The sequence below is a fragment of the Niastella populi genome (assembly GCF_002078015.1).
Classification (GTDB): domain Bacteria; phylum Bacteroidota; class Bacteroidia; order Chitinophagales; family Chitinophagaceae; genus Niastella; species Niastella populi.
This window is the reverse complement of the sequence record NZ_LWBP01000210.1, coordinates 172590-199128: the sequence shown is the minus strand read 5'-3', so window position 1 is coordinate 199128 and position 26539 is coordinate 172590. Positions and strand designations below refer to the sequence as shown.

Genomic DNA, 26539 nt, shown 5'->3' with positions numbered 1-26539 from the left:
TTACCGATTTCATTGTGTAACGATGGCAGCTATGGAAAAGGCGATCACCGAAACGATCAACCCATACATGAACACGTTGTACGAGATGCGCAGGCGCCGGTATTTTGTTCCCAGCACTACTCCCTGCGAATAAACGTCTTTGATCAGACTGCGATACAAAAAGTCGCGGTCGTCCATCATCTGCAACATGCCCGAAGTATACTCATCCATGCTCATTCTAAAGAAGTTCCCGAAAAACAACAGGTTCACCCGTTTTTCGTTGATATCGGTTTGGGTAAAAGTTCCGCTGGGGATGTTGGGCCGGGTTGCCAGAATTGAAAATACGATGGTGACCAGGCTAATGGTAAGCAGGGTCATGGCGGGAATGGTATACTGCGGAAATTGTTCCAGGTTCTTCAACAGCACACTCAACAATACGGAAATGATGATGGAATTTACCGAGATCATGATATGCGCTTTGCTATCGGCCATATCGCTCAGGCGCTGGTGATTGGCCGAAGTGATCCTGAACATGGTCTCGATGCCGCGGTCGGGCCGGCTGTTTTTCCGTTTTCCTTTTTCATCAGGCTCTTCCTGTATCAGGGGAGTTAATTTCGTTTTGGTGGTTGGGGGTTGTGGAATGGGCGAAACCGGTACGGTATTTTTTTGTTCCGGGTTTTTCTCCGCCGCTTTTGCCTTTAGCTTTTCAAGGTGTTTGGCCTTGGTATCGTTCAACAACAGCCGGCAGTAATCGGTATGGTATTGATGTGTTTCGAGCAGGCGGATGGTTTTATTCCGCCATTCTTCTTTGCTGATATCTATGTTATGCAGTTCAATGAATTCGCGTCTTATTACTTTATTCAACTCGGCAAATTTGGCCGTTCCAAGATGGAACAGGTCGGCATCGGCCACTATTTTCTCGAGCAGGGTTTGCGGGTTTTGGGGCAACCGCGTGGCCCGTATGCAATTGGCTACGGTTTCAACGGTTGTTGCATCAACGCCTTTCCTGTTCAAAAATACCGCCGCCTCTTCCGCCCCTTTCTCTTCATGCCTGGCCGGTTCGGTATAGTACCCTATATCGTGGAACCAGGCCGCCGTTACCACAATAAAGTAATCCAAATCGTTCAACCGGTAGTGGTTGCCGATCTCGATTGCCGCATTCACTACATTTTCTGTATGCACCAGGTTATGATAAACCAGTTTATCATTAGCATGGGTATGAAAGAAAGTGGTTACGTATTGTTTTACTTCATCCAATAACGTATAATAATTCATATAAGGAATTCTTTTACTGTCTACAAGTATATAGCAAATATAATCAGGTAAAATTATTTGTACGGCTACTGAGAATTAGGCGCTACAACGCCAAAGTTAGGGTCATTTAGGAAGCCGCGGCCATAAAATCATGAACTGTTACATCAAATTACAGGATTTGTATAACCGGAAGGCGGTGAAACAAGTGTGCCACACCTCGAAGGTGTGGCACACTTGCTTCCCAATGCGGGAAGTAAAAACCGGCCGGAAGCAACAACTATCATCTATTTTATACATCCTGTCTTTAATTATTCATCTTCTGTTCACTTCTTCCGGCCCGAACATCAACAGCGTCTTTTTAAGGCTGGCTATTTCTTTATAAAAACCGGTTTTATGGTGAACCAGGCCAATGCAGGGAAGAACAGCATGGGCACCGTTAAACCGGGGAATAATTCGGGCTGCTCATAATCGAGCGGTAGTATATAGCCGATAGGCACTACCAGGCATGCGAACGTAATTATTACGAACAACAGGTTGAAGATGATCTCGCCTGCTTTCGGCAACCATTTGGTGAGCAAACCGTAAACAACGGAAGCCAGCAGGTTTACCAGTATGCCCCCGATGAAGAGTTTTGCCGGTGTTACGATCGCTGAGAAATCAACTTCATTGGCTTTGAAATAAACCTTTTGATAAACAAAGGCTGCCAACCCGGCCAATACACCCGATACCAAACCCAGTAATAATAATCTTTTAAACATACATGTTCGTTTATTAGCCTTTGGTAACCGGAACAGCTATATCGAGTTTTATCTGTTCAGCTACATCGCCGCCGGGTTTACCGATCCTGAAATCAGAACGGTTTACAGTAAAGCTGCCATTGAAGGTAGCGCCGGCGCCGGCTTTTTTAAAGGTGAAGGGAATGGTGTACTCTTTGGTAACACCTTTTATTTGCAAATCGCCCGTTACACTGTAACCTGTGGCTGTTTTTGCAAACTTTTTGCTGGTGAACCTGATAACAGGGTGTTTGGCTGCATCGAACCACTCTTCGCCTTTGGCGTGTTTGTTCTGTAAACCATTGCCCGTGTTGATAGAGGCCACATCAACAGTTACATCGAATTTTGAAGCGGCAGGGTTGGCATCATCAAAAGCAATGCTGCCTTTGAATGTTTTAAAGATCCCTGACACATCGGGGCTCGAAAACTTAATACTGTATTTATCAGTGATCGTCCAGTTTTGAGCCAGAACGGTGAAGGCGAACACTGCTGTAAAAGCCAGCAGTGTTGCCATTGAGAAGATGAGTTTCTTCATAATCAAATACTATTAGTCTTTTTGAAATTCAGTGCTTGCCTGCAGTGCAACTCCGTCGCCCAGCATGGTAGCAGGCATACCGGTAGCAATTCCGAACTCGGAACGTTTAACGATACCAGCAATATTGAAACCGGCCATGGTTTTCTTGCTCATTGGGTTTTCAACAGTTCCGTTGAAAGTAACATCCAGTTCAACCGGTTTGGTAACGCCATGTAATGTAAGCTGGCCGGCTACTTTGTATTTTTTACCGCTTACTTTTTTGAAAGAAGTGCTTTTGAAAGTAAGGGTAGGATATTTTTCCGCATCGAAGAAATCGGCGCCCTGCAGGTGTTTGTCGCGCATTTCGTTTTCAGTATTGACGCTTTTTACATCGGCGGTCAGTTCAACTACCGCATCGGAAAAATCGGGTTTCGATGAAGTAATTTTTGCGTCAGTGATCTTGAATGAACCGCTTGTTTCAGAGATGCCCATATGGGTAACATTGAAACCTAATCTTGAGTGTGCTTTGTCGATGGACCAGGTTTGTGCAAAGGTTGTTGCTGCAGATGCGATCAATAATGCTGCAATGATAGTTGCTTTTTTCATGTTTTCTTATTGTTTGAGTATTAATGTAAGAGATAATGAGATGCTAACCCTTCCGGTTTTACAACGCGGAAAAATTTCATATAAGCATAACAGTATGTGCAATCGGTTACGGTACGCCGTTCAGGGGGAAGCAAATATAGATGTTTGATCTTATTTGCAATCACCACCGGGTGTACAAACTTGTCCGTCGATGGTTTTTAACTGCGTATTTTGTTTTTTCCATTCCGTATATGATTGATTCAATGCCTGTACAAACGTTTCGGATGCCTGCGCTCCTGACACCGCGTACTTACGATCGATCACAAAGAAGGGAACGCCGCGTATGGCCAATGCTTCCGCCTCTGATATGTCTTTTTGTACTTCTTTCGTATAGGCATCGCTTTCCAGCGCCTCTTTTACTGCTGCCCCATCTAACCCGATCTCACTGCCTAACTGAGCCAGCGTATCGTGGTTGGAGATATCTTTTCCTTCTGTAAAATATGCCCTGAACAGGCTTTCTTCCGCTTCAATACCTTTGCCGTTCTTTTTTGCCACCTGTGCAAACCGGTGCGCATCAAACGAATTGGCCACCACCGCTTTATCGAAATTGTATTGCAGCCCTTCGGCGGCCGCCATTGCTGTTACATGGTCATTCAGCTCTTTGGCTTTTTCTACCGAAAACCCTTTCCGTTCGGCCAGGTATTGGTGTATGTTCCTGCCTGGTTCACTCTCAATGGAAGGATCGAGCTGGAACGATTTCCATTCAACTTCAATCTCGTCTTTGAACGGTAACAGGTTCAACGCATTTTCAAATCGCCGTTTGCCTATATAGCAGAACGGGCACATCACATCTGACCAGATCTCTATTTTCATAATATTTTATTTCCTGTTTTTCGTTTTTACCTCCCTAAAACTTTGGGCAGATATTCCTTCAGGCCAACCGGTTTTCTTTGTAATAATTTTTCAAGGCTTGCATCCTTCGAATCGAGGTCGCCTGCGGCGATGCCTTCCGCTATGCTGGCATACATGGGTATATGGTCTTCGGGCACACCTGCCTGTTTCATGCCTTCCTTCAATGCTTCGAGCGGAATGGGGATATAAATGATCGTTTTTCCGGTAACCTGCGTCAATACATCGGCTATTTCGTGAAATGTATGCGAGTTGCTGCCGGCGATCTCATATATTTTATTTACATGCGAAGCCGGCGCAGCGGCTACATTGGCCAGTGCTTCGGCCATATCGGTTCGGGCCGCTAAATTCACTTTGCCATTACCTGCTGCATAGTACCATTGCCCGCTTTCGAGCGCCCCGCCCAACAGCATCGGCAGCACATCTATGTAAAATGTGTTACGTAAAACGGTATAAGCGATACCGCCTGCTTTCAAAAAATTTTCGGTATGATAGTGGTCGATGCCCGGTACGAACTTCAGTTTATCGGAAGCCTTCAATACACTGGTATAAATAATGTGCTTAACGCCGCTGTCTTTGGCTGCATCCACTACATTTTTATGTTGGGCTACCCGGTCATGGATCGATCCCGATGAAATGAATACCAGGGTATCGATACCCTTAAAAGCAGCCTGCAGGGAGGCGGCGTTGTGGTAGTCGCCTTTACGCAAACTGATGCCTTTGGCGGTTAAACCGGCGGCTTTTTGTTCGTCCCTTACCAGGGCGGCGATGCCGGCGGCGGGTACATTTTTCTTCAACAGGTAGTCTATAGTGGCGCTTCCAAGGTGTCCGGTTGCTGCTGTTACCAATATCATATTCAATCATTTATTGTTCCCGATCAAGTTGCACAATTGGCTCATTATGCGTATCTTATAATGCCTGTTGGGGCAATTTGGGGAACAGGTTTGTGTTACTTATTTTTTTGTTTTAACTTGCATCCTATTAGTTTCTTACTCTCTTTTGGAGAGTCAAAGCTAAGAAGTAAGTTAATACCAACAAAGAACTTACTTTCCCGTTCGCCAGTTACCTCGAGGTAAGTATTATTGATTCTCAATGTTTAGACATGAAAGATAATAGTGAAAAAAAACATGCATTCCCCAATTGCTCCATCCGTCACATCCTCGACCGGTTTGGCGACAAGTGGAGTATATTGATCATTTCGATACTTGGCCATGTGGGAAAACAGCGGTTCAATGAATTGAATCAACAGATAGGCGATATTTCGCAGAAGATGCTGACGGTAACGTTGCGATCATTGGAGGCGGATGGACTGGTGTCGCGCAAACTGTACCCCGAGATACCGCCACGGGTAGAGTATGAGTTGACCGATCTTGGCAGAAGTTTATTACCGCATATCGAGCAGTTGGCACTGTGGGCCGAGAAGAATATGGAATGTATTCTGGCAAACAGGGCGAAGTATGCGCAGAAGAAAGTTGGTTAGTTCACCCCCGCCCCTAAAGAGGAGTTAGTTATTGAGTTAGTAAGTAGTTCAGGTTTGAGGGCAAGTACCCAGACAATTTCCGATTACCAGTTCTTCTCCTATGAAAAAAGAGCATGCAATTCAATTTATAAACAAAGGAAAATTACTGGGCGCTCAGCTCGATTCCGGCCCTGACTATATAGGTTGGCTCAGTGTTACAAAGCAAACTGCAAATCAACGCCTGCTGGATTTATACGTAAACGATCCTCATTCTCCTGAATTCAGGAAAGAAAAACTTATCTGGGAAAAACCATACTGCATACATGTACAGGAATTGCGTAGAGACGTTTATGAAAGTGACATATGGCCTACAAATGAGGATTACAGGCGTAATGATATTTACAGGTTATACAATTTGTATGAGGTAGAAGAGGTTCTACATAGGTTTGGCAAAGAATTTAATGATTTAAAATGGCCTTGCGATTATACCCACTTTTAACTTTATTACCTCCATCAACTTTATCACCTTTTCAACCTCCCGTCAACCAGTCAACTCGTTAACTCGTCAACCTCAACCAACCCTGTTAACCTCCAACGTACCTATAGCTTCCAAAGCCTCTTTCTTTGAACCATCCTCATCAACTATCCGCTTCCTGTGCCAATACGACGCCAGTATCGATCCGGTAATATTCATGAGCGGACCAAAGATCGCAGGCGCCAGTCCTAACGTTGCGGCCTTTCCCATTTCCCTGGCAAGTCCTGAGGCCAGTCCCCCGTTTTGCATTCCCACTTCAATGGCAATGGTACGGGCATCGCGTTCGGGCAACCGGAACAGCCTGCCGATCCAGTAACCAAACATATACCCGGTGGTGTTATGAATAAGTGCGCAAATGATGAGGGCCGGTCCTATTACAATAAGATTATCGCGCCCTGCGGCCACAATGATCACAATGATAAAGGCAATACCGAACATGGAGATCAACGGCATTATTTTATCGAGCCAGGTAAGTTTGCCTTTGAAGAACCGGTTGAACAGCAAACCGGCGCCAATGGGTAGTACAACGATCTTCACAATATCCCACATCATAGCGCTGGCATCAACGGTGATGAATTGTCCGCCCAGCACCTTCATCCACAACGGCGTTAAAAATGGCGATAACAGCGTGGCAACAGCCGTTAACGTTACCGACAACGCTAAATTGGCATTGGCGAGGTACGACATCACGTTCGACGCCATTCCGCACGGCATACTGCCAATAAGCACTACACCGGCTGCTATTTCGGGTGGAAAATTAAAAATGCGGGCAAGGGTATAACCGGCCAGCGGCATAAATGTAAAATGACCAAACAACCCGATCAGCACAGCCTTGGGCATTTTTATAACGCCGGCAAAATCTTTAATGCCCATTTCGGTTCCCATTCCAAACATGATGATCTGTAATAATGGAGTGAAGAAAATAGCCAGTTTCACTCCGCCCCAGCTTACGAAATACTGCGGGTAATAAAGCGCCGTGGTTACGGCGGCAAATATGATCATGGTGAAAGAAAAACCTTTCAGGGCATCATACACCCTGAACCCTGCTGACAAAAACAGGAAACAGGCAATCAGCCAGGGACCGGCATTTGCTGCGCCGTTTAAAATACTGAATACGACAAAAGCGATAAAAAATACAGCAGCAACCGGCAGGGCTATCTTTAAGGAAGTCATTGATTAAGTATGAGCATTTTTATAGATAAGGATCTTTGTTCGTTTTCGTGAATCGGCAATCGTGAATCGTGAAAGGGTTTCCCAGTTTGGAACTCGCTTCATCGTCGGCAATCGGCAATCGTGAATCGGCAAACCCCGACTTCATCGGGGCAGGCTGAGAAACGGCAAACCTCTGCGCGGCCTACATCTGCAATCGGCGCGCTCACTTTGTTTGCACCATGCCACCACCAGCCCCTTTATAATATACTTTCATCACATGCCTTTATCAACCTCTCAACTTGTTAACTCGTCAACCCGTCAACTCCCCCTACCACGTCCGCTTCTTCATATACTCATCCAACTGCGCGCGGGTCATCGGGATCTCATTGGGGTTTTTCTGCAGCCATTCCAGGAAATCCTGTTTTATTTTATCGGTCCACTGGCTGTCGATCTGCCCCGGTGTATACTTAGCGGCCTTCAACATACCGATGCCGAATTTGTCTTTTAAAATAATAAACTCGGCAGTTACGATAACGGTCTCGGCCATATGGGCCGGAATAAACAGCACCCCGCCTTTTTTTGCCACCACCAGGTCGCCGGGCATCACCATGGCATGCCCTATGCGGACCGGCGTGTTCAGTCCCATCAATACCTCGTCTTTCAAATACGAGGGATGCCAGTCGCGCACATATGCGTTGAAACCTTTTATTTCTGCCAGCCCTTCGAGGTCGCGGGCCGCGGCGTCAAAAACGACACCATTGCCCGAGCGGCTGTAAATGGCATTGCCAAGGTTACTGCCGATTAGCGTTCCATCGGCGATCTTTCCAAACCCATCGGCCACGTATACATCGCCTTTGGTAAGCATATCAATAGGCCAGGCGTTGGTATTGCCTACGCGCCCTTCTTTCTTTCCGCGTTCTTTTATATTCTTCTCCACATCGGGACGGGTTGGCATAAAACGGGCGGTCAATGCCCGGCCAACCACCGGCGTATCGGTATGCACTGTTTTCCAGCTGCCTTCATACTGGCAGGTATAGCCCTCGTTGCTGAGGATCGTCCATGCATCTTCAATATTGATACTGCGCGCCCGGCGAATAAGATCGTCGGGGATCTTTGGCCGCCCATCGGCAAACCGTTCGCCTTTCCACTCGCCGGTAAGAAAGATCAGTTCTTCACGCGGCATGGTTTGCGCCTGCAATGCCATTGTTGTACAAAGCAGAAGAACAGCCGTTATGATAACAGGTTTCATGATCAGTTTATTTTTATTGACCGCCCGCTTTGTTTGTTGCCGGCGGCGTGAGCCCATTGAGGTCATACACTATTTTTCCCCCTTTGATGGTCATTTCACATTCCAGCTTTTGAGCGCCTTCTACTTTGTAACCGGTATAGTCGAAAAAACCGAACTTACCGTTGCGCAGGCCAAGAATAGCGATATCGGCAATGGCGCCTTCCGACAAATGCCCCAGCTCTTCATGTTTTATTTCGCGGGCCGGGTTCCAGGTGGCGGCCTGAATAACACCCTGCAGGGTCATGCCGATGCTCATCATTTTCGACATCACATTCAACAGATCCTTCATGGATGCATTCATACTGTTTGCATGAATATCGGTGCTGATGGAGTTGGGATAGAAACCATTCTTTATTGCCGGAATGGCCTGGGAGAAAGCAAAGCTGATGGAACCGTATCCTACATCAAAAGCGATCCCTTTTTTCTGCGCCTCAAAAACAAAGGGTTTTACTTTTTTGGTATCGACGTCAACAATGGGTTCGCGATCGCGCAACTGGCCAAAACAATGGGTGAAGATATCGCCGGGCCGTAAATGCCGGGTGAATAATTCTTCAATTGACAGGGGCGGACTACTACCACCGAAATCGATCATTACCGGTGAACTTGCGATGGCGCCTGCCTTTACGGCTTCATCAACCGGCGTAAATTCGCTGCCAACAAAATGCGCCACTTTTATTCCTACGATATGATCGCTATACCGCCTCGCCGTCATACCGGTGAGTTTGCCATCCATATCTTTTGTATCCTGTTCATATGCCCCACCCCGCATGCCTTCGCCTACAATATTTATAAATGCCAGCACTCTTGTTTGTGAAAGATCGATCACCTGTTTTTTAAATTGGGAAAAGTTACGCCAGCCCGAACTACCGGCATCCACTATTGTGGTAACGCCATTTCTGAAAGTAAAAAGGTCGGGAATAACAGCCAGGTGGCCGTTGCTGTAAGCGCGTTCGGCATCGGGACCATAAAATACATGCACATGCGCATCTATAAGTCCGGGTGTTACGTACAGGCCCTTGGCGTTGATGACCTGTGTTGCTTTTGTTTCATCGATGTTTTTTGCCACCCGTACAATTTTGCCATCACTTACGGCAATGTCCATTACGCCATCAATATTATTGCGGGCATCGATCACATGACCTCCTTTGACAACCAGATTGTAGGTTTGAGCCGATGCGATCTGCCACACATTTGCGAGAAAGAGAAAGATGTATAATTTGAACATGCTTTGATGTCGATGGTGAATGGTCAATGGTCAATGCTTCGGACGGGCAAGGATTGCCGACTTGTTCGCCGTAGCCTGGCGAAGGCGAATTGCCGGCGTACGCCGCGCTGAAGTTTGCCGTTTCACGTTTCCAATTGCCTCTACCAGCCTCCCGCTTTCGACAATTCCTCCCTGATACGGGTGGCTACAATTTTTTCCTGCCCGGGTTTCAGCATCCAGACCGTAACGGTAATGCTGTTATCGCCTACACCGCCTATTTCGATGGAGGGATGACCGCCACGTAATTTCTCCTGCAGTTCTTTACCGGTTACTTTTACTTTTGTTGCATCCCAGCTGATTTGTAAAGTAGGTGTAACGTTTCCAAGTGCCGGCACGGAGATACTGGTTGTTACACCGTTTACTGCCTTCGCGGCAGTATCGATTTGCGCTGTGGCTGTTTCCCACGCTTTCCATTCTTTATCGTGATCCTGTTGGATGTATTTTTCAAGCGCCACATACATACCCAGCACTTCTTCTTTGTTCACTTTAAACCCACGGCCAATATTAAATCCACGCGGCGGCATATGCAGCCGCGCAGCCGCAATGATCTCTTTCTTTCCCATCAGTAATCCCGCGCTTTGCGGACCCCGAATGGCTTTGCCGCCTGAGATCACCACGAAACTGAAACCCATATCATTGAACTTCCAAAGGTTTGATACGGGTGGTACATCGGCAGCAATGTCGATAGATGTGGGAATATTGTGTTTACGGCCAAGCGCCACCCATTCTTCGTGTAGGATCTTTCCTTTATCGGCTTCGATATTGAGGAAGTGCAGCAGGGCCGTTCTTTCATTGATGGCCTGCTCTGCTTCGGCGGCGGTTTCTACATAAATTAATTTACAGCCGGTGTTTTTGAGGGCATGATTGTATACAATATCATGTGCCTTTTGAATGATCACTTCCGACTTCATTCCCGTTCCTTCGAGGTGAGGCAACTGTTCAACTTTATGCTGGTCCATCCCGGTTAAAATACCGGCCAGCCCCAACGTCATGCCGGCAAAGGCGCCCGATGTTACCACTGCTGCTTCCGAATGCACCAGCGCGGCGATCTTCGCGCCCACTTTATCCTGCAATTCATCGAGCATGCAAAATTCGGCGGCGCCCTGCTGTATGGCATTTACAACATAATCGTGCATCAGCGAACCGGTCATGGCAGTATATGTGCCCGCAGCATTGATAAATGTGCGCACACCCAGTTCTTTAAAAAGGTTTCGTTTTTCAGCAGGGGGCGGAGCGGCTTTGGCAGTGGCAAAGGGAATCAGCGCGGCACTGCCTGCCATGGGAACAAGTGAAAAATACCTGAGCAATGTTCTCCGTTGCATACAGTTAGTTTGTGGTTTGCGGAAATGTTTGGTTGGATCACAAATGTTTGGTTGGATCACTTCCCGTTCATAGCTGGATTAACAAACGGACCGGGTATACAATAAGGTGATGGTAACCACAAGATCACAGTGATAAGAGAATAAGAAATGTGATGTTGTAGTGTATTAATCGAACCTTAACCTGAAACAGTTTATTGTTTATAGTTTTTTGTTTATGGTTATGGCTCCCGAATATTCAGGCTTTTGCTAAAAATGGTAACCGCCCGAATTTCAAGGCAACTATAAACCATAAACCTTATACATATGCAATGCAATCGATCTCTACCAATGAATCGCCCGGCACGCCGCCTTTGGCAACGGCTACGGTAGTACGCACCGGCGGTTTCTTTCCAAAACGACCTTTGTACACCTCATTCATCTCTTTATAGTCTTTGATATCGTCGAGGTACACATTCACTTTCAACACTTTTTCCATTGAAGACCCGGCAGCGAGTAATTCTTTTTCAAGTTCTTTCAATACATGATCGGTGTGGGCTTTGATGTCGCCGGCAAAATGAGCGCCTTTGCCCGCAATGAAAACCAGTCCTTTGAATTTTGTGGCGCCTGAGAAAAGCGGCACATCCTGGTCATCAACAACATTAAATACGTCCTTGTCTTCTTTATCTGGTGCAGCAGCAGCGGCTCCCGCTTTTGCAAACAACCCCAATCCTACGGTTCCGGCAACTGTAGCAAACAATTTTTTGAGTGCGTTTCTTCGTTGGCTGATCATGCGCAATTTCTTTAAGTGTTAGTGATGGCGAATGAGCCCGGAAGCTGTCGGTTTACAGCGCGAAACTTTCGGTCACCGGCAGCAGGCCTGGCAATAAGTACTGATTGAATTACTCATCTAATTTAGCCCCATTCTCGAAATTTGCAAAAAATAATTGCAAATTATTTGCATAATGGGCGATAATTTTATTTTCCAGCCCCTTTTTCCTTGCAAAAAAGATCATAAATCCGCAAATTTTGCAGCAAAGTGCCGTCGCCCTTGTTACACCGAAAACAATTCAGGACCTTTTACCTGTAAAATGCCGCGTTGAACAACCGTTTGATTGATCGGGAAAGCAGGCATTTTGATTGAATATGGTTTACAATTGAGTGGTGACGGGCATGACTATGTGGGAACCGGGTTGAAGAGCGGGGAGAAAAATTATGATGTACAACCGGAAAAATAAATGGGAAGAACCAAAAACAGGAAACGCGCTGCCGACCAACTGATAAAACGGATCACGAAACGGGTTGGCAGATGATGGAGAGGGTTTGGGCAATGAATAACCAGGCAATTGACTTTCCCAACCGGCCCAATGGCAATTCAACTCAACATGTCACCTGTTCAGCGCGGTAACTGACATTCCCAATCGATAGTATGCTTTGGCATCCTGTTTTTTCATTTCACCTTATCGTTTTCAACCTCTCGCCGGTTGAAATAATACTTCCCCCCATCAGGCTGTAGCCTCCCCCAACCGGCGAAAGGCTTATGCCAACCAGGTGCATGCTTCCACCCATCAGTACAAGGCCTTCCCCAATCGGGTAAATGCCCCTGCCGACCGGGTTATAGCGATCGCCAACCGGTTTTTCACTTCACCGGGCCAGGTTTTGACATTACCCAAAAAGTAATAGCCATCTCCAACCGGGTAAATGACCCTTCGTGTGCGGTTATTGCTATAACCATTGGTGTAAAAGCCATTACCAGCCAGGAATGGATGGCTGACTACACCATACTGGCTTCTTTCCGACTTGTATTAATGAAAACCTGAGCGGGTGGGATCAAATACCTAAATGGTTGTGTCAATAACCGAACTGGTAATGCATAAAAAAACAAACAGACATGTCAGATTCCGAGCTGGCAACGTCAAAAAGAAACCGGTAAAGTCAATTACCGGGCCAACCCTTTCAAATACCGCACGGGCAATGTGAAATGTTGATTTGATCTTTGAGAAAACGAATGGGACCTCATGCAATTCAGGATGGAGCAGGACAATGTAACAGCTGCAATTAACTAACATTGATCAAAGATTGCAGTAACTGAAACAGTGTGCACTAAACGATTGCCAATAACACCATTCCATAATTAATTGCCATGCGAAATTTTGCTTCACGTTATCGCAAAGCCATTGCCTTTGCGGTTCTTCTTTTCCTTTTTACCCATTCATTTACTGTTTCCCATGCTCAAACACTTGCTTTTCCCGGCGCTACCGGTTTCGGGCGCTTTGCCAAAGGGGCAAGAGGCATTGCATCACCATCGGTATATGTAGTTACCAATTTGAACGACAGCGGTGCCGGTTCCTTTCGGGAAGCCGTTAGCACACCCGGCCGTTTTGTGGTTTTTGCCGTTGGCGGAATCATACACCTCGCCTCCGATGTTCTTGTTGCACCGAATGTTACCATTGCCGGACAAACAGCGCCGGGTGATGGCATTGTACTGTTCAACAAACGGGTAACCTTCACCGGCGCCAACAATACGATCTGTCGTTTTTTGCGCATCAGGCTGGGCGCTACCGGTAACAGTGGCAAAGACGCTTCAGGTTTAGCCAATGGCGCCAACATCATCTTCGATCATATGTCGTTCAGCTGGGGCATGGATGAAGTGTTCTCTATTAACTGGGACAACAAAGGCACCGCGCCCGACAGCATCACCATTCAAAATTCCATTATTGCTCAGGGCTTACACCGCGAAAACCACTCAGCAGGCGGGTTGATACAAACGCCTGATGGTGGTAAAGTAAGTTTGATCAGGAACCTGTACATCAGTAACAAAACGCGTAACCCGAAAGTAAAAGGGGTAAATGAATTTGTAAACAACGTGGTGTACGACTGGGGTAACGGCAATCGCCTTGGCGATAACCTCAACTATGGCTGGTCGGCCGACGCCTACATCATGGGCGGCTCTTCCGGTGTTTCGGAAGTGAATATCATCAACAACTATTTCATGGGCGGGCCACTGACGCCACCCACCAAAACAACACCGTTCTCCCGTGGTACCGGCACCTTTTACCTGTACGGTTCAGGTAACTACTTCGATAATAACCAGAATGGTATTTCCGATGGCGCGCCGGTTCCTTACGATACCATTGGTTATCCCGGCATTGCACCCGATGGTTTTAAAACGCAACCCTTCCCTTACCCGCAGGCCAATCCCGCATTCACCGCAGCGCAGGCTTATGCATGGGTGATCGACAGCGTGGGTGCAAGTTATCCGCGCCGCGACCAGGTAGATTCATTGCTGGCCGAAGAAGTTCGCTCGCGCGGCACAAAAGGGTATTATGTATATCGCGAGAGTGACCTGCCATTTACCAATGGCGGGGTTGGAACCGTTTTCAATGCTCCGGCGCCGTTAGATTCAGACAACGATGGTATGCCCGACAGCTGGGAAGATGCGCATGGTTTGAACCGGAATAATGCACAGGACGCAGTAGCGTATAATGCAACCTACCCGCAATACCTGAACATTGAAGTATACATCAATACGCTTACCGCTACCCCACCCGCGGATTTTATAAAACCGCCCACCAATGTAACCTTAACCGCTTCCACTTTTGAATTGCCTGCGCCTTACAGCAAAGTAGTTATACAATGGGCCGACAATGCAAACAATGAAGATCATTTTGTACTGGAACGCTCGGCCGACGGGGTGAACTATACCGCGATTGCACAGCCCCCAGCCAATGCAACGAGTTACAGCGACAGCACCGGTGTTAACCCCAATACAACTTATTATTACCGGCTAAAGGCAGCGAATGCAGCGGGTGTTTCTTCTTACAGCGCACCGGTTACGACAAAAACGCCGCCGCTCCCCTCTGCCCCGGCAGCAGCCTCGGCGCCGGTTCCCTCAAACGGCAATCAATATGTAGAAATAACCGCCGACGCGGTTACCTTAAAATGGACCGGCAGCAGCAATACTGCCACTTACGCCATTTACTTCGGTACCGATACCGGCAACCTGGTAAAAAAAGCAGCGCTCCCTTACACAGCCAATGCCTCGTACAGTGTTACCGGCGTCACCGATTTTGTAACTTATTACTGGCGCATCGATGCTACCAACGCCAAAGGCACTACACAGGGAACGCTTTGGCAGTTCAGGACCACCAAAAACTTTCCATTGGGTTTGGTGGGCCACTGGAGCTTCGATGAAACGGAAGGCCGCGAGGTAACCGATTCATCGCTTTACCAGGCTCATGGCGTGCTGGGCCTTGACGACGATAACCAAAACATACGGGTAGCCGGCAAAATAAATAATGCGCTTGATTTCTCAACCGCCGATGCCGATATTTACGTGGTGAATGTTCCGCACCAGGACCACCTGTACCTCGACAAAGGTTCTTTCTCGTTATCGTTCTGGATGAAGGCCGATGCTGCATTGTTGCCATCCGACAACTCAACCAGCGCTTACCTGTTGTGCAAGGGTTCCATAACGCGCAATGCCGCAACCGGCGCAACCGGTAAACGATTCGACATAGAATTCAAAAACAAACAACTTCGGTTTGCCATCGACGACGATAACGACGCCAATGGCGGCGGTAAAGACGAACTGCAGGCCGATGGTACGCCTTTCTTTACCGGTAACTGGGTGCATGTGACCACTATCCGCGATACCGCGGCCAAAAGATTGCGGTTGTACATGAACGGCGCACTGGTGAAGGAAACTACTATTTCAAAAGCCAATGCCGGCATTGGAGAGGCCAGCGATCTTATTATAGGGAACATTGGCGCGCTTGAATTTTTATCTACTGCCAACAGACCCGCTCCCTATAAAGGCATGCTCGATGAGCTGAAGATCTATAACTATGCGCTCAGCGCCGATGAAGTGCTGGGCCTGTACCACACCAGCCCGCTGCCATTGCAACCCTACAGTCCATCCATTGCCAATGGCGCCGCACTGGAAGGGTATGGCGACAGCCTGCGCATTACCTGGAAAGGCGGTTTGAAAACCAATAAGTACAAACTATATACCGGCGCCGATCCGGGCAACCTTGCATTTGTTGCAGATGTGCCGCTGAGCAACCCCGGCTTTACAGTCCATGATCTTGCCGCAAAAACAAACTATTACTGGCGGGTAGATGCTGAAGGCGATGCCGGAATTACGCAGGGCGCTACCTGGTGGTTCAGGGCGATATCGCCCAAAGGCATGACGGGCCACTGGAAATTCGATGAAACCAGCGGCACCATCGTTGCCGACAACAGCAACTATCATCATAACGGTAACATCGTAAATATGCCTGAAGCAACATTTACCCCCGGTAAATCGGGTAACGGGTTGCAATACCTTAACCCGGTAGCAGGCAGTGCGGTGAATGTGGCGCATGCCGAACACCTGTTGTTCGATGCCAATTCGTTCACCGTTTCACTATGGGTAAAGCTCACCAGCGGTAACAGCAATTATAGTTCAGGAAAAGATTGTTACCTGATCCATAAAGGACAGTTCACCGATCCCGGCGGAAAATGGTATGGCATTCAACTGAAAGATAGCACGCTTACATTTGCCATCGATGATGCATCGGCCAAAAGCGACATAGGCGTTAGCCTGAAAAGAGCCACTGCATTTAATATCTTCAACAACAACTTCTCACATGTAGTTGCCGTCAAAGATACCGCCGCCCGGCAGATCAGGTTATATATCAATGGCGTTCCCGCCGGTTCAAAAACCTATTCAACCAGCGGCACCATAGGTAAAGCCGCTCCTTTATTGATAGGCAATTCACCCGAGAATAAGCCCTTTCACGATATTATGGACGATGTGCGTTTGTACAACTACGCATTGACGCCTGCAGAGATCGCTTCACTATACAATGGCAATCCATTGATAACGGCAGTAACCGATCCGCAGCCGGCCAATGGCGACAGCGTAGCCTATGGCACCGTGAATTTGGGCTGGAAAGGAACAGCGCAGACCTATAATGTATATGTGGGCGCATCACCCGACAGCTTGCAGGAACTGGCAACGGGCATTACAGCTCCTTCCTACACAATTATCAATGCCAACACGCCCGGCAATTACTTCTGGCGTGTTGATGCGGTTCGTGATGGCGAAACAGCAACCGGCACTACCTGGAAGTTCAACATTACAGATACCGTACCGCCAACGGTTATCACCAAAAACGTTTCCGTTACTTTGGTTAATGGTATGGCCAGCATCGCCGCCGGCGATCTCGACAATGGATCGGCCGATCGATACGGCATTCAACAGTTGCTTGTAGATAAAGACACCTTTACCTGTACTGATATTGGAGAGAACGAAGTTCAGTTAACAGTGATCGACTCAAACAATAACCGCGCATCGGCCAGCGCCATTGTCACCGTTACCGGTTCTATACCCGCGCCGGCCATCAAGGTTAACCGTATGAGCCCGGTATATACCGGCGCCGATCTCAATACCATTTACCTCGGTTATGGCGGCCAGCAATTGAGATTGACCGCTACCAATGCAACGCCTGCACAATTCAGGTGGACGCCGGCTACAGCCCTGAGCGATTCTACCATTGCCAACCCGGTATTTACCCCAACCGGGGCCGGAGAATACAGCTATACGGCAAAAGCGACAAATGCGTATGGCTGCACCGCCACCGCTTCGGTAAACCTGCATGTAAAAGATGTGCGCTGCGGCGGCAGGGAACAAAAGGTAACCGTATGTTATCGTGGCTATGAGCTTTGCGTAAACAAACTGGCAGTACCCGTTCTGCAATTGATCGGCGGCCAGTTGGGCCATTGCGCAACAAACAGTGCAGGCAATGCACGCACCGCAACCAACGACCCTCAGCCGCAGGCCATCATCGATGCGCAACAAAAATTCATTATTTACCCAACACCGGCCGGCAACCGATGCACCATTGCGTTCACGCTGAACAAACCGGGTAAGTACCGCATCGAGTTGTACAATACGCAAGGCCGCCTGGTGCAGGTGGTAAGTACCGGCGAAACAGCGGCCAATCAATTAGTCAGCTACCCGGTGAACACCAGCCAGCTCGGCAGCGGTGTATATTTTGTAAAGCTGGTTACTGCTGCTGAAGTACGTGTTAAACAGTTGATCATTCAGCGATAGGTTATACCGCCAATTAAGTATATCATTTTTTGTCCCCCTCCACGGAGGATGTCAGGGGGAGGCCCAAAAAAAGGTGACCCCGATGTGGAGGGGTCACCTTTGGTTTTTCATATTATAAGTTCAGCTTGTGGTTCAAAGTAGCCATTTAATTAGTGATGGCTACAGATAAGGCATTCGTCCACCGCTAACAAAACGTTCAGACTAACCAGAAATAAAGCTGACCTTAACCAGTACAGGATACACGGGCTACTATATATTGGCGTTATCATGGGTTTTTCATGGTATAATAAGATCGCTCGGTTTTGCCAGCAGCAGGCAATGCCCTGTCAGCACCGGTTTAAGTAATTGGAATTATATTAAGATTGTATTGGCCTGTAAGGCGCCTGCTGCAATGTTCAATTGCAGTTAAAATAAAAAACCTGGTATACGAATTAGGGCGGGTGTGTAATTACAAAATGTATAAACCGGGGGAATCTTGTAGTGTATCTTACTGAATGGCTTAGAACTGATAAGGCAGGAAATGCAGGTTTAATAATCAAAGCTTAAGGAAGAACTAAGGTAATTGGGTAGTCAAAAGTAAAATAATTTTTCAAATAAAAAATTTTTCGACACTAATAATAAAAAAAAATTAATTGTTTTTGTTGAAGGCGTTTAGCCATTCATCGCTTCTACCCTTCAATTTCATCGGTAAACGGCTTTAATACAGCTATTGATAATCCTGATCAGGTAATGTATAAAAGCGACAATTGTGTACGAAGCCGACATAGCCTCCTTATAAAAAAAACGGTGAGTTATCCTTGAAAGGATAACCCACCTATGACCTGTAGAAAAAGAGCATTGTGACTGGAGTTACTAATCTTCATGCCCTATTATTTGCCGGGATCCGATCCCGGTTTGCTATCAGCTGTTAACTTCTTTTCAAGTATTGAAATATATTGTTGTGCATCTTTATTATCGGGGTCAATAACCAGGATCTTCTTCAAATTCTCGGTAGCCGTTTTATAATCTTTTACCTGGTTGGTTTCATAAGCTGCGAGGTAACCATATGCTTCTATCAGCCACTTCTTATTGGTTTTATTGGCGGTGTCTTTTTCAATAAGGGTGATGAGCTGGTTGTACCAGGGAATGGCCGCGCCTTTTTCCATGGTTGAATCCATGAGGGAATTTGTACGGGCACGCCAGTAGTAACCAAAAGCCTGATCGGGATATTTTTGAATATAGGTACCAAATACCGTATCGGCCTGTACATATGATTCACCTTTGAAATGGGCTATTCCCCAGTTGAACAGATCGATGTTGGTGGCCTTTGGATTATCCTGGTAATACATACCCAGCCAATGTGCCTGGTTCACGTAATCTTTTTTGTCTTTGTGCAGGTCGGCCAGTTTCCTGTACAATTGAAATCTTTCAGGTTTGTCTTTTATTTTATCTGCCGTTTTCTGATAATAAACGATCGCAGAATCTTCTTTACCTTCTATACCTGCATACAGATCGGCCATGATCTCAAAATCCTTTGCAACAAAATTGCTGTCTACCTCTTTGGCAAAATACTTGTTCATACTAGCCATGGCGTTGGCTGAATCTTTAAGGCCGAGGTAACTATAAGCCATCAATTTATGAAGGCGGGGCATAGAGTCGCCATTATTTTTGGCCATCAACTGCTGTGCTTTGGCAATGGCCTCCTGGTATTGTTTGTTCAGGTACAACAGATCGGTGTAAAGTACATCATTATCCTTCTTATTATCGCTTTTGGCAACGTATTGCTGAAAATACTGCATCGCTTTTTGCGGCTCGGTGAAATAATAATGATAATACAATTCATAAAGGGCGGGTGCATAACTGCTATCTGCGGCCAGCGCCTCGTTAAAATGCTTCAGGTACATTTCGGGGTTCTTCTGCGACACGAAGATCTTCCCGATGCGGTACATGGCAGCAGCATGGTCTTTGTCTCTACCCAGCGCTGCAGTATACATTTTGTATGCTTCGGAGCCATTGCCCAGTTTGCGATTGGCATCGCCCATCATTACATACAGGGCGGCTTCTTTTTTGTCGCGGTCGATGGCCCTGTCGAGCAGCTGAACGGCATATGCCGCATCGCCGGTTTTGGCGTCGATATGCGCATTGGCTACCGCCGACAGGATATCGGGATTTTTATTGCGGGTTTTATCCAGCGCTTTGTCGAAATAGAAGCGGGCGCTGTCTTTGTTCCCGTTGTGCAACAATACACTTCCGTAAGCAACCTGGTAAAAAGGTTCATCTTTAACATCGGGTACGGCTTGCAATAGAATATCTTTTGTGGAAGCGGGATTGTCTGACTGCAAATTTGCTTTTGTAAGCAGGTACCAGGCCTCTGCATTGGCAGGTTCTGTTTTTACAATTTGTTGCAGTTGTTCCGACGCCGCTTTATAGCGTTCGTAATAGATCATTTTTTTTGCGTCCTGCACGGTTTGTGCGGAGGCGCCAAGCGAGATCATAGCGCAGAGTAGTGTGACTGGTCCTTTTTTCATCAGCATATCTTTACAACTTTTAAATTAGGGTTGTCAAACTTATTTTACAGGAATTAGGCACTTGTTAAATCAGAATTAGAAGTCCATTAGAAGCCCTGATAACCGGGGCGGGCGCATTGGCCGGGCGGTATTTTGCTATTTTTTAAGGATAGCAATTGAAATTGTAACTTAGCGCTTATAACATCGATTCAGTTCTTATTGTTATTGCAATTTGCGTGTACCAGTACACCGTAATAAAAGTATATGGAAGAAACGAAGATCCTGATCATTGAAGACGAACAAAAGATTGCCGACACGTTAAATGTGGGGCTTACCGAGAACGGCTATTATGTTGAAGTGGCCTATGATGGTAAAATAGGCGAACGGCTGTTCTTCGCTCACGATTTCAACCTGGTGATCCTTGATATAAACCTGCCGGGCCTCAATGGCTACGAGCTCACGAAGATCATCAGGGCCCGCAATACCCATATACCTATCATTATGCTTACCTCGTTAAGCACCCTGAACGATAAGATAGAAGGATATGACGCCGGCGCCGACGATTATATTGTAAAACCATTCGAGTTCAGGGAACTGCTGGTTAAAATAAGGGTACTGCTCAAACGCACTATGAACCAGCAGGTACCGGTTGGCAACTTACTTAAAGCGGCCGACCTTACCATGAACCTCGACAGTAAAGAAGTAAAGCGGGGAGAAGATGTAATAAGTTTAACCGCTAAAGAATTTCAGTTGCTGGAATACCTGCTGCGTAACAAGAACAAAGTAGTGTCGAGGGCAGCCATTGCGGTAAACGTGTGGGATATCGATTTCGATACCAACACCAATATCATCGACGTATATATAAGCTATCTGCGTAATAAAATCGACAAACCCTACGAACAAAAGCTGATACAAACACATGTTGGCATGGGTTATATTTTAAAGGAAAACGATCGCTGATGCCCGTTAAACTGCGCATAACATTATTGTTCTGTCTGATTGTATTTTTTATCCTGGCCATGGTATGCGCAACCGTCTGGTACTTTTCCTATTCGCAACGGCAGCAAAACATCCGCACGCGTTTGCAGAACCGGGCCATTACCCTCGCCCGCCTGCTGGGGCAGTCGCAGGTTTTTGACCAGGACCTCATTCGTAAAATTGATTCCTCCACTATGCTGGCAATGAAAGACAAAACCTTTCAGGCCTATGATTACCTCAACAAAAAGATCTATAGTTACAGCGACGCACCGGTTGATACCGTCAGGATCGATACCCCCATTCTCGACGATGCCCGGGTAAAAGGGGCCATCTTTTTCAACATCGGCCGTAAAGAAGCAGTAGCGTATCACTACGTGACCCCCCAGTCGCGGATCGTGGCCATTACAGCAGCTTACGACGAGGATGGCAAAACCAAGATCAGGCAGCTGCGAAATATCTTGTGGTTCAGTTTTTTATCAGGCATCATCATTACGTTTCTGGGCGGTTATTTCTTTTCCGACCGCCTGATGCGGCCTGTGCGCAAAATAGCCGATGATATCAATGATATTTCCGCCCATAATCTCTCGGGCCGGATAAGCACCGGCGATGTAAAGGACGAATGGCATTACCTGTCGGAAACCCTCAACCGCCTGCTGGGCCGGTTGCAGGACAGCTTTGAAACCCAGCGCCGTTTTGTGTCCAATGCCTCGCACGAACTATCTACCCCGTTAACTGCCATCTCGAGCCAGCTGGAAGTATCGCTGCAAAAGAACCGGGAAGCCGGGCAATACCGGGTTGTAATGGAATCGGTGTACCAGGATGTACGTCATTTAAGCAAACTAACACAAACCCTGCTGGAATTTGCACAGGCTTCGGGCGACCCGGGCGGGCTGAATATCTTACCGGTACGAATGGATGAAATACTGATGAGCCTTCCCGCCGAGATCAAAAAAAGCAATCCCGACTACCTGGTAGTTTTGTCGTTCGACGATATGCCCGCCGAAGAACAAAAACTGATCGTGTTCGGCAATGCAGAACTCTTATTTACCGCCATTAAAAATATCGTTTCCAACGCCTGCAAATATTCCAACGATCACAAGGCCGTCATTAAACTGAAGGCAGCGTCCGATACAATTTCCATTACCATCAGCGACCAGGGCATGGGTATTCCTGAGGAAGAATTGAAATATATCTTTCAACCCTTTTACCGGGTAAATAATACCAGTCAGCAGTCAGGCTTTGGCCTGGGGCTGTCACTGGCCAACCGCATAGTCAAACTGCATAAGGGCAGCATTTCGGTAAGTTCCACCCCCGGCCAGGGCACCGAATTTGTGATCATCGTGCCTACGGCAAAATTCTAATACACTTCTAACCCACTATTAATTACTCAATAACAGACTGGGAATAAATTGCATGGGAAAGAACCGCTTCAAATGAAACTCAGACGTCCAGTATTTACATGCCTGCTTGCGTTTATTACAATGCTCGTAGCAGTAAGCGGTTGCCTTTATAAACAAACCATTGACTATAAATGGGCGAACAGAGAACTCATTTTACAAAACGATTCATTAAAAGGGGTTGTAATTGAACTTACCCGTAAGATCGACACAACTAAACCAGCCGCTTTGCCATTACCCCCCGTACCCCGAAAAAAATGATCACAACAAGGCCTCATGATTACAAATATTTTAATCCCTACGGACTATAGCGAGGCATCCTTTAATGCATTGGAAACGGCGATTGTTATAGCAAAAAGAAATAATGCGGCAATACAGATCGTGCATATAGATGATACGGCTTATACAGCGGAAGAAACGTATCCCATAAAAAATGCCACTCAAATCGGGCACGCCATCGCAGACAATATAAAACAACGGCACGGGATTGAAACAACCGTATTTTTCAAGGAAGGATTTATTGGGCCAACCATTGCAAAACTTGCACTCGAAATGAAACCCGACCTGGTTGTCATGGGCGCTTATGGCGCTTCCGGGCACCGGGACTACTTCATCGGGTCCAACTCATATTATACCATAAAACATGCCTGCTGCCCGGTACTGATCGTTCCTGAAGGCAAAAGATGGCAGGATTTCAACAAAGTGCTTTTCCCCATAAGACCCACATTGGGCGGGTTTAAAAAATACCAGTACATCAGCGACCTGGTCATCAAGATCTATCCCGATTGTAACTTCGAACTACTGGGTATTTCCATCGACAGAAAAGACCAGGATGTAAAACAGGTATCGGAAATCGCCGATGAAATGAAAAGCACCTGGAAGAATGCCGTACAATACGCGGTAAGTTACAGTTTCGGAAAAAATATTGCCGAAGAAGTACTCGACAAAGCCGATAAAACGGCGCCCGACATGCTGGTAATTTCTTCCACGGTTGATGTTGCCAACAAGCAATTCTTTATCGGGCCCTTTTCCCAAAGGATCATCAACCACGCAAGAATGCCCGTGTTATGCGTTTTCAGAACGCCCGATAACTGATCATCATTTTCTGACATCATAAAACTTTCCGGCAAAAAATGAAAGCGGTAACCCGATCGCAATGATCAGGATGCCGGTGGCTATAGCCGCTTTATCGAAATGAAAGGCGGCGCGGGGAACCTTTGTCAGCGGCAGCACCAGCAGGTTCATTACCACGAAAATGAAGATGCCGTAAACGATTGCGGTAAGCGCCATGCTTTTCCACATTATTTTCAAATGAGGATACAACAGGAAGAACAGGATGGTAAAACCGTACGCGATCATAAAATGAAATAGCAAACCCAGCAATGGCATTTCCCAGCCGCCGGTAAAAGCCGGCTTACCTGCAGCAGCGCTGGCAATAAAACGCAACACGATGCCGGGAGCGGTTCCCCGTACAATATAAGCATGCAAAAAGGCTGATAGAATATCGAGGCTTCCCGCCAGCAGGCCTACCCAGGCAATTGTTTTCACCAGCGGTTTTGTATTATGTTGCCGGAGACCGGGAACAGGTTGAACGGTTGTCATGACAGCAGCATTTGGTTGAATGCTGAATGTAAGGAAAGGGCGTTTCTCCATATCAATTTTTCAACGAAATGCAGTTTAGTACCTGCAAACAGCAGGTTCTTTAGTTGTTCAGTTATTCAGTTGTTCAGTTGTTCAGTTCTGAGTTCAATGCTAACTTACTAACTGAACAACTGAATAACTTTTTTCATGATTCAAGTATTACCATCACCTGCTCTTTATAACTTCTTCCAATAGGTATTAGTTTACCAGCAACCTCCACATCCGTAGCCGAAAAAGCATCGATCTTGTTACGGGCCACCAAAAACGAACGATGAATGCGCAGAAAACCGTTCTGCGCCAGCATTTCTTCAATTTGCCCTAACTGTAATTTGGTGAGAATGGCCCTGTCTTTTGCAGTTATCCTTATGTATTCCTTCAGGCTTTCGATAAAAAGGATCTCATCAATATATACCTTCACGCGTTTCTTGCCCACATTAAAGAACAGGGCGGCCCGTTCCATTGCCGCTGCCGGCGCTATAACCGGCACATCGGCCGTATCTCTGTCTTTCAGCTTGTTAACCGCCATCACAAAACGATTGAACTCTATTGGCTTCAACAGGTAATCAACCACATTCAATTCATATCCCTGCAGCGCATATTCCTGGTAGGCAGAGGTAATGATGATATGCGGCGGTTTCTTTAACGCTTTAATAAAATCAAACCCCTTCAATTTCGGCAGGTGAATATCGAGGAACACCAGGTCGATCTTTTCTTTTTGCAACACGTCCATAGCATACAACGCATCGGTACAAATGCCTTTTAAATGCAGAAAGGGCACCTGCGCAACATAATCTTTCAGCACTTCTGCCGCCAGTGGTTCATCTTCAACAATTATACAGTTATACCTGTGCATAGCTGGTTAAATTTATAAATAGCTGTACCGAAAACGTACCAGGTTCATTCTGCAGCTGCAGATCATACTCATTGTACATAAGCTCCAGTTGCCGGCGTACATTGCGCAGCCCGATATTATCGCGTATTTCGGCTGTTGTATTATCCTCTTTGGTATTCTCTATCTTAAAGGTAAGCCGCCCCTGCCGTAATTGCACGTCGATGCGGATAAAAGAATCGAAACGGCTTTCACTGGCCCCATGCTTGAACGCATTTTCAACAAAAGGCAGTAAAAGCAATGGCGCTATCTTGTTCGTGGGGTCGTCTATTTCGCGATGAAAGTGAATGGTAAGCCGTTCGTAACGCATTTTTTCCAGTGCTATATAGTCGTCAAGGACCTTCAATTCATCGGCAATGGTGATCACATTTCTTTTTGATCCATATAAAATAAAACGCAACAGTTTCGATAACCGCATCACCACTTCCGCCGTATGTTCAGATCGTTTGCGGGCAAGCGCATAAATATTATTGAGGGTATTGAATAAAAAGTGGGGATTGGTTTGGTTGCGCAGGAATAGCAATTCCGCTTCCAGCTTTTCTTTAATGAGATTTTTTTCACGTTCGCGGGCAGCCAGCTGTATTCGAAGTAATTTCAGTGTAATGGCAATACCAGAAACAAAGCCGGTATCCATAACAGCCAGCAATACACCGAGGATATGAAAAAGCGGGCGTTCTTTCAACACGCCGGCGTAAATAACCGGGTTGATGTAATAAACGAAAACGACGCGGTAAAAAATGATGGTAATTATGGCAGCGGCAATAACCTGCAAAATGACCAGGTGCAGTTTCAGCATTCCCTGAATGACCTGTTTAATGGCTACGTACAAAACATAATACGTGAACAGCATTTTAGGAACCACGGCCGCAACCGCAGCTTTAAACGCCAGCCAGAATTGTACATTTTCAGGAATGTTCTTTAAGGCAGGGCCCATCCAAACAAATTCCAGTACGGTATCCTGCAACAGATACACCAACCAGAAGGTACTATGCAGCAGCACTCTTTTCATAGCACCCTAAAAATCGGGAAAATGTGCCTA

At 46.6% G+C, this 26539-nt stretch carries 22 protein-coding genes; 7 read left to right on the top strand and 15 right to left on the bottom strand.

Annotation, left to right across the window (positions count from 1 at the left end):
• Positions 1–9: 9 nt before the first annotated feature.
• The 6 genes from A4R26_RS26365 to A4R26_RS26340 form a co-directional block, all read right to left on the bottom strand.
• Positions 10–1254, bottom strand: coding sequence for a Pycsar system effector family protein (locus A4R26_RS26365; protein WP_081169514.1), 1245 nt, complete (start codon positions 1252–1254; stop codon positions 10–12).
• A 347-nt stretch (positions 1255–1601) separates the two neighbouring features.
• A complete protein-coding gene (locus A4R26_RS26360; RefSeq protein WP_081169513.1) occupies positions 1602–1991 on the bottom strand; it encodes a hypothetical protein in 390 nt (129 codons plus the stop codon).
• Positions 1992–2004: 13 nt separating this feature from the next.
• On the bottom strand, positions 2005–2541 hold the full coding sequence (locus tag A4R26_RS26355) for a YceI family protein (RefSeq protein ID WP_081169512.1): 537 nt from the start codon (positions 2539–2541) through the stop codon (positions 2005–2007).
• A 12-nt stretch (positions 2542–2553) separates the two neighbouring features.
• Entirely contained in the window at positions 2554–3126 is a 573-nt protein-coding gene (locus tag A4R26_RS26350) for a YceI family protein (RefSeq protein WP_081169511.1), read from the bottom strand.
• Positions 3127–3276: 150 nt separating this feature from the next.
• Positions 3277–3978 carry a DsbA family oxidoreductase gene (locus A4R26_RS26345; protein ID WP_081169510.1) on the bottom strand — a complete coding sequence of 234 codons (702 nt, stop codon included), beginning with the start codon at positions 3976–3978 and terminating at the stop codon, positions 3277–3279.
• A gap of 26 nt (positions 3979–4004) precedes the next feature.
• A complete protein-coding gene (locus tag A4R26_RS26340; protein WP_081169509.1) occupies positions 4005–4868 on the bottom strand; it encodes an SDR family oxidoreductase in 864 nt (287 codons plus the stop codon).
• Between the two features lie 248 nt (positions 4869–5116).
• Between A4R26_RS26340 and A4R26_RS26335 the strand changes: the two genes are divergently transcribed.
• Complete coding sequence (locus A4R26_RS26335) at positions 5117–5494, top strand: winged helix-turn-helix transcriptional regulator (RefSeq protein ID WP_081169508.1); 378 nt, start codon at positions 5117–5119, stop codon at positions 5492–5494.
• 100 nt (positions 5495–5594) lie between these two features.
• Entirely contained in the window at positions 5595–5972 is a 378-nt protein-coding gene (locus tag A4R26_RS26330; protein ID WP_081169507.1) for a hypothetical protein, read from the top strand.
• Positions 5973–6044: 72 nt separating this feature from the next.
• Here the strand turns inward: A4R26_RS26330 and A4R26_RS26325 are convergent, their stop codons facing one another.
• The 5 genes from A4R26_RS26325 to A4R26_RS26305 all read right to left on the bottom strand — a co-directional run bounded on the left by A4R26_RS26325 (position 6045) and on the right by A4R26_RS26305 (position 11803).
• The gene (locus A4R26_RS26325; RefSeq protein ID WP_081169506.1) at positions 6045–7181 is read right to left on the bottom strand and encodes a bile acid:sodium symporter family protein; all 1137 of its coding nucleotides are present in this window, start codon (positions 7179–7181) and stop codon (positions 6045–6047) included.
• A 307-nt stretch (positions 7182–7488) separates the two neighbouring features.
• On the bottom strand, positions 7489–8409 hold the full coding sequence (locus A4R26_RS26320; RefSeq protein ID WP_081169645.1) for an RraA family protein: 921 nt from the start codon (positions 8407–8409) through the stop codon (positions 7489–7491).
• Positions 8410–8422: 13 nt separating this feature from the next.
• The gene (locus A4R26_RS26315) at positions 8423–9673 is read right to left on the bottom strand and encodes an amidohydrolase/deacetylase family metallohydrolase (RefSeq protein ID WP_081169505.1); all 1251 of its coding nucleotides are present in this window, start codon (positions 9671–9673) and stop codon (positions 8423–8425) included.
• A 140-nt stretch (positions 9674–9813) separates the two neighbouring features.
• Positions 9814–11034, bottom strand: a complete 1221-nt coding sequence (locus tag A4R26_RS26310) for a selenocysteine synthase (protein WP_081169504.1) — start codon at positions 11032–11034, stop codon at positions 9814–9816.
• Between the two features lie 295 nt (positions 11035–11329).
• Entirely contained in the window at positions 11330–11803 is a 474-nt protein-coding gene (locus tag A4R26_RS26305) for a RidA family protein (RefSeq protein WP_081169503.1), read from the bottom strand.
• 322 nt (positions 11804–12125) lie between these two features.
• Here A4R26_RS26305 and A4R26_RS35915 point away from each other — a divergent pair, with 322 nt between their 5' ends.
• Entirely contained in the window at positions 12126–12248 is a 123-nt protein-coding gene (locus A4R26_RS35915; RefSeq protein WP_278248447.1) for a hypothetical protein, read from the top strand.
• Positions 12249–13153: 905 nt separating this feature from the next.
• Entirely contained in the window at positions 13154–18109 is a 4956-nt protein-coding gene (locus tag A4R26_RS26300; RefSeq protein WP_081169502.1) for a LamG-like jellyroll fold domain-containing protein, read from the top strand.
• A gap of 869 nt (positions 18110–18978) precedes the next feature.
• On the opposite strand, the gene A4R26_RS26295 is transcribed toward A4R26_RS26300, so the two are convergent.
• Positions 18979–20616, bottom strand: a complete 1638-nt coding sequence (locus tag A4R26_RS26295; RefSeq protein ID WP_133054783.1) for a tetratricopeptide repeat protein — start codon at positions 20614–20616, stop codon at positions 18979–18981.
• Between the two features lie 243 nt (positions 20617–20859).
• On the opposite strand from A4R26_RS26295, the gene A4R26_RS26290 reads away from it, so the two are divergent.
• The 3 genes from A4R26_RS26290 (at position 20860) to A4R26_RS26275 (ending at position 24065) form a co-directional block, all read left to right on the top strand.
• Positions 20860–21555, top strand: coding sequence for a response regulator transcription factor (locus A4R26_RS26290; protein WP_081169500.1), 696 nt, complete (start codon positions 20860–20862; stop codon positions 21553–21555).
• The gene (locus tag A4R26_RS26285) at positions 21555–22934 is read left to right on the top strand and encodes a HAMP domain-containing sensor histidine kinase (RefSeq protein WP_081169499.1); all 1380 of its coding nucleotides are present in this window, start codon (positions 21555–21557) and stop codon (positions 22932–22934) included. The genes A4R26_RS26290 and A4R26_RS26285 overlap by 1 nt, the downstream gene beginning before the upstream one ends.
• A gap of 312 nt (positions 22935–23246) precedes the next feature.
• Entirely contained in the window at positions 23247–24065 is an 819-nt protein-coding gene (locus A4R26_RS26275; RefSeq protein ID WP_081169497.1) for a universal stress protein, read from the top strand.
• Positions 24066–24068: 3 nt separating this feature from the next.
• On the opposite strand, the gene A4R26_RS26270 is transcribed toward A4R26_RS26275, so the two are convergent.
• The 3 genes from A4R26_RS26270 to A4R26_RS26260 all read right to left on the bottom strand — a co-directional run bounded on the left by A4R26_RS26270 (position 24069) and on the right by A4R26_RS26260 (position 26509).
• Positions 24069–24623, bottom strand: a complete 555-nt coding sequence (locus A4R26_RS26270; RefSeq protein WP_081169496.1) for a hypothetical protein — start codon at positions 24621–24623, stop codon at positions 24069–24071.
• 133 nt (positions 24624–24756) lie between these two features.
• Entirely contained in the window at positions 24757–25464 is a 708-nt protein-coding gene (locus A4R26_RS26265; protein WP_081169495.1) for a LytR/AlgR family response regulator transcription factor, read from the bottom strand.
• Positions 25451–26509: a sensor histidine kinase gene (locus A4R26_RS26260; protein WP_081169494.1), complete on the bottom strand. Its 1059-nt coding sequence runs from the start codon at positions 26507–26509 to the stop codon at positions 25451–25453. The genes A4R26_RS26265 and A4R26_RS26260 overlap by 14 nt, the downstream gene beginning before the upstream one ends.
• Positions 26510–26539: the final 30 nt, after the last annotated feature.

Bases quoted from the DNA above. Each gene is read 5' to 3' on its own strand.
- A4R26_RS26365 (WP_081169514.1), bottom strand. From the start codon at position 1,254: ATGAATTATTATACGTTATTGGATGAAGTAAAACAATACGTAACCACT.
- A4R26_RS26360 (WP_081169513.1), bottom strand. From the start codon at position 1,991: ATGTTTAAAAGATTATTATTACTGGGTTTGGTATCGGGTGTATTGGCC.
- A4R26_RS26355 (WP_081169512.1), bottom strand. From the start codon at position 2,541: ATGAAGAAACTCATCTTCTCAATGGCAACACTGCTGGCTTTTACAGCA.
- A4R26_RS26350 (WP_081169511.1), bottom strand. From the start codon at position 3,126: ATGAAAAAAGCAACTATCATTGCAGCATTATTGATCGCATCTGCAGCA.
- A4R26_RS26345 (WP_081169510.1), bottom strand. From the start codon at position 3,978: ATGAAAATAGAGATCTGGTCAGATGTGATGTGCCCGTTCTGCTATATA.
- A4R26_RS26340 (WP_081169509.1), bottom strand. From the start codon at position 4,868: ATGATATTGGTAACAGCAGCAACCGGACACCTTGGAAGCGCCACTATA.
- A4R26_RS26335 (WP_081169508.1), top strand. From the start codon at position 5,117: ATGAAAGATAATAGTGAAAAAAAACATGCATTCCCCAATTGCTCCATC.
- A4R26_RS26330 (WP_081169507.1), top strand. From the start codon at position 5,595: ATGAAAAAAGAGCATGCAATTCAATTTATAAACAAAGGAAAATTACTG.
- A4R26_RS26325 (WP_081169506.1), bottom strand. From the start codon at position 7,181: ATGACTTCCTTAAAGATAGCCCTGCCGGTTGCTGCTGTATTTTTTATC.
- A4R26_RS26320 (WP_081169645.1), bottom strand. From the start codon at position 8,409: ATGAAACCTGTTATCATAACGGCTGTTCTTCTGCTTTGTACAACAATG.
- A4R26_RS26315 (WP_081169505.1), bottom strand. From the start codon at position 9,673: ATGTTCAAATTATACATCTTTCTCTTTCTCGCAAATGTGTGGCAGATC.
- A4R26_RS26310 (WP_081169504.1), bottom strand. From the start codon at position 11,034: ATGCAACGGAGAACATTGCTCAGGTATTTTTCACTTGTTCCCATGGCA.
- A4R26_RS26305 (WP_081169503.1), bottom strand. From the start codon at position 11,803: ATGATCAGCCAACGAAGAAACGCACTCAAAAAATTGTTTGCTACAGTT.
- A4R26_RS26300 (WP_081169502.1), top strand. From the start codon at position 13,154: ATGCGAAATTTTGCTTCACGTTATCGCAAAGCCATTGCCTTTGCGGTT.
- A4R26_RS26295 (WP_133054783.1), bottom strand. From the start codon at position 20,616: ATGAAAAAAGGACCAGTCACACTACTCTGCGCTATGATCTCGCTTGGC.
- A4R26_RS26290 (WP_081169500.1), top strand. From the start codon at position 20,860: ATGGAAGAAACGAAGATCCTGATCATTGAAGACGAACAAAAGATTGCC.
- A4R26_RS26285 (WP_081169499.1), top strand. From the start codon at position 21,555: ATGCCCGTTAAACTGCGCATAACATTATTGTTCTGTCTGATTGTATTT.
- A4R26_RS26275 (WP_081169497.1), top strand. From the start codon at position 23,247: ATGATTACAAATATTTTAATCCCTACGGACTATAGCGAGGCATCCTTT.
- A4R26_RS26270 (WP_081169496.1), bottom strand. From the start codon at position 24,623: ATGGAGAAACGCCCTTTCCTTACATTCAGCATTCAACCAAATGCTGCT.
- A4R26_RS26265 (WP_081169495.1), bottom strand. From the start codon at position 25,464: ATGCACAGGTATAACTGTATAATTGTTGAAGATGAACCACTGGCGGCA.
- A4R26_RS26260 (WP_081169494.1), bottom strand. From the start codon at position 26,509: ATGAAAAGAGTGCTGCTGCATAGTACCTTCTGGTTGGTGTATCTGTTG.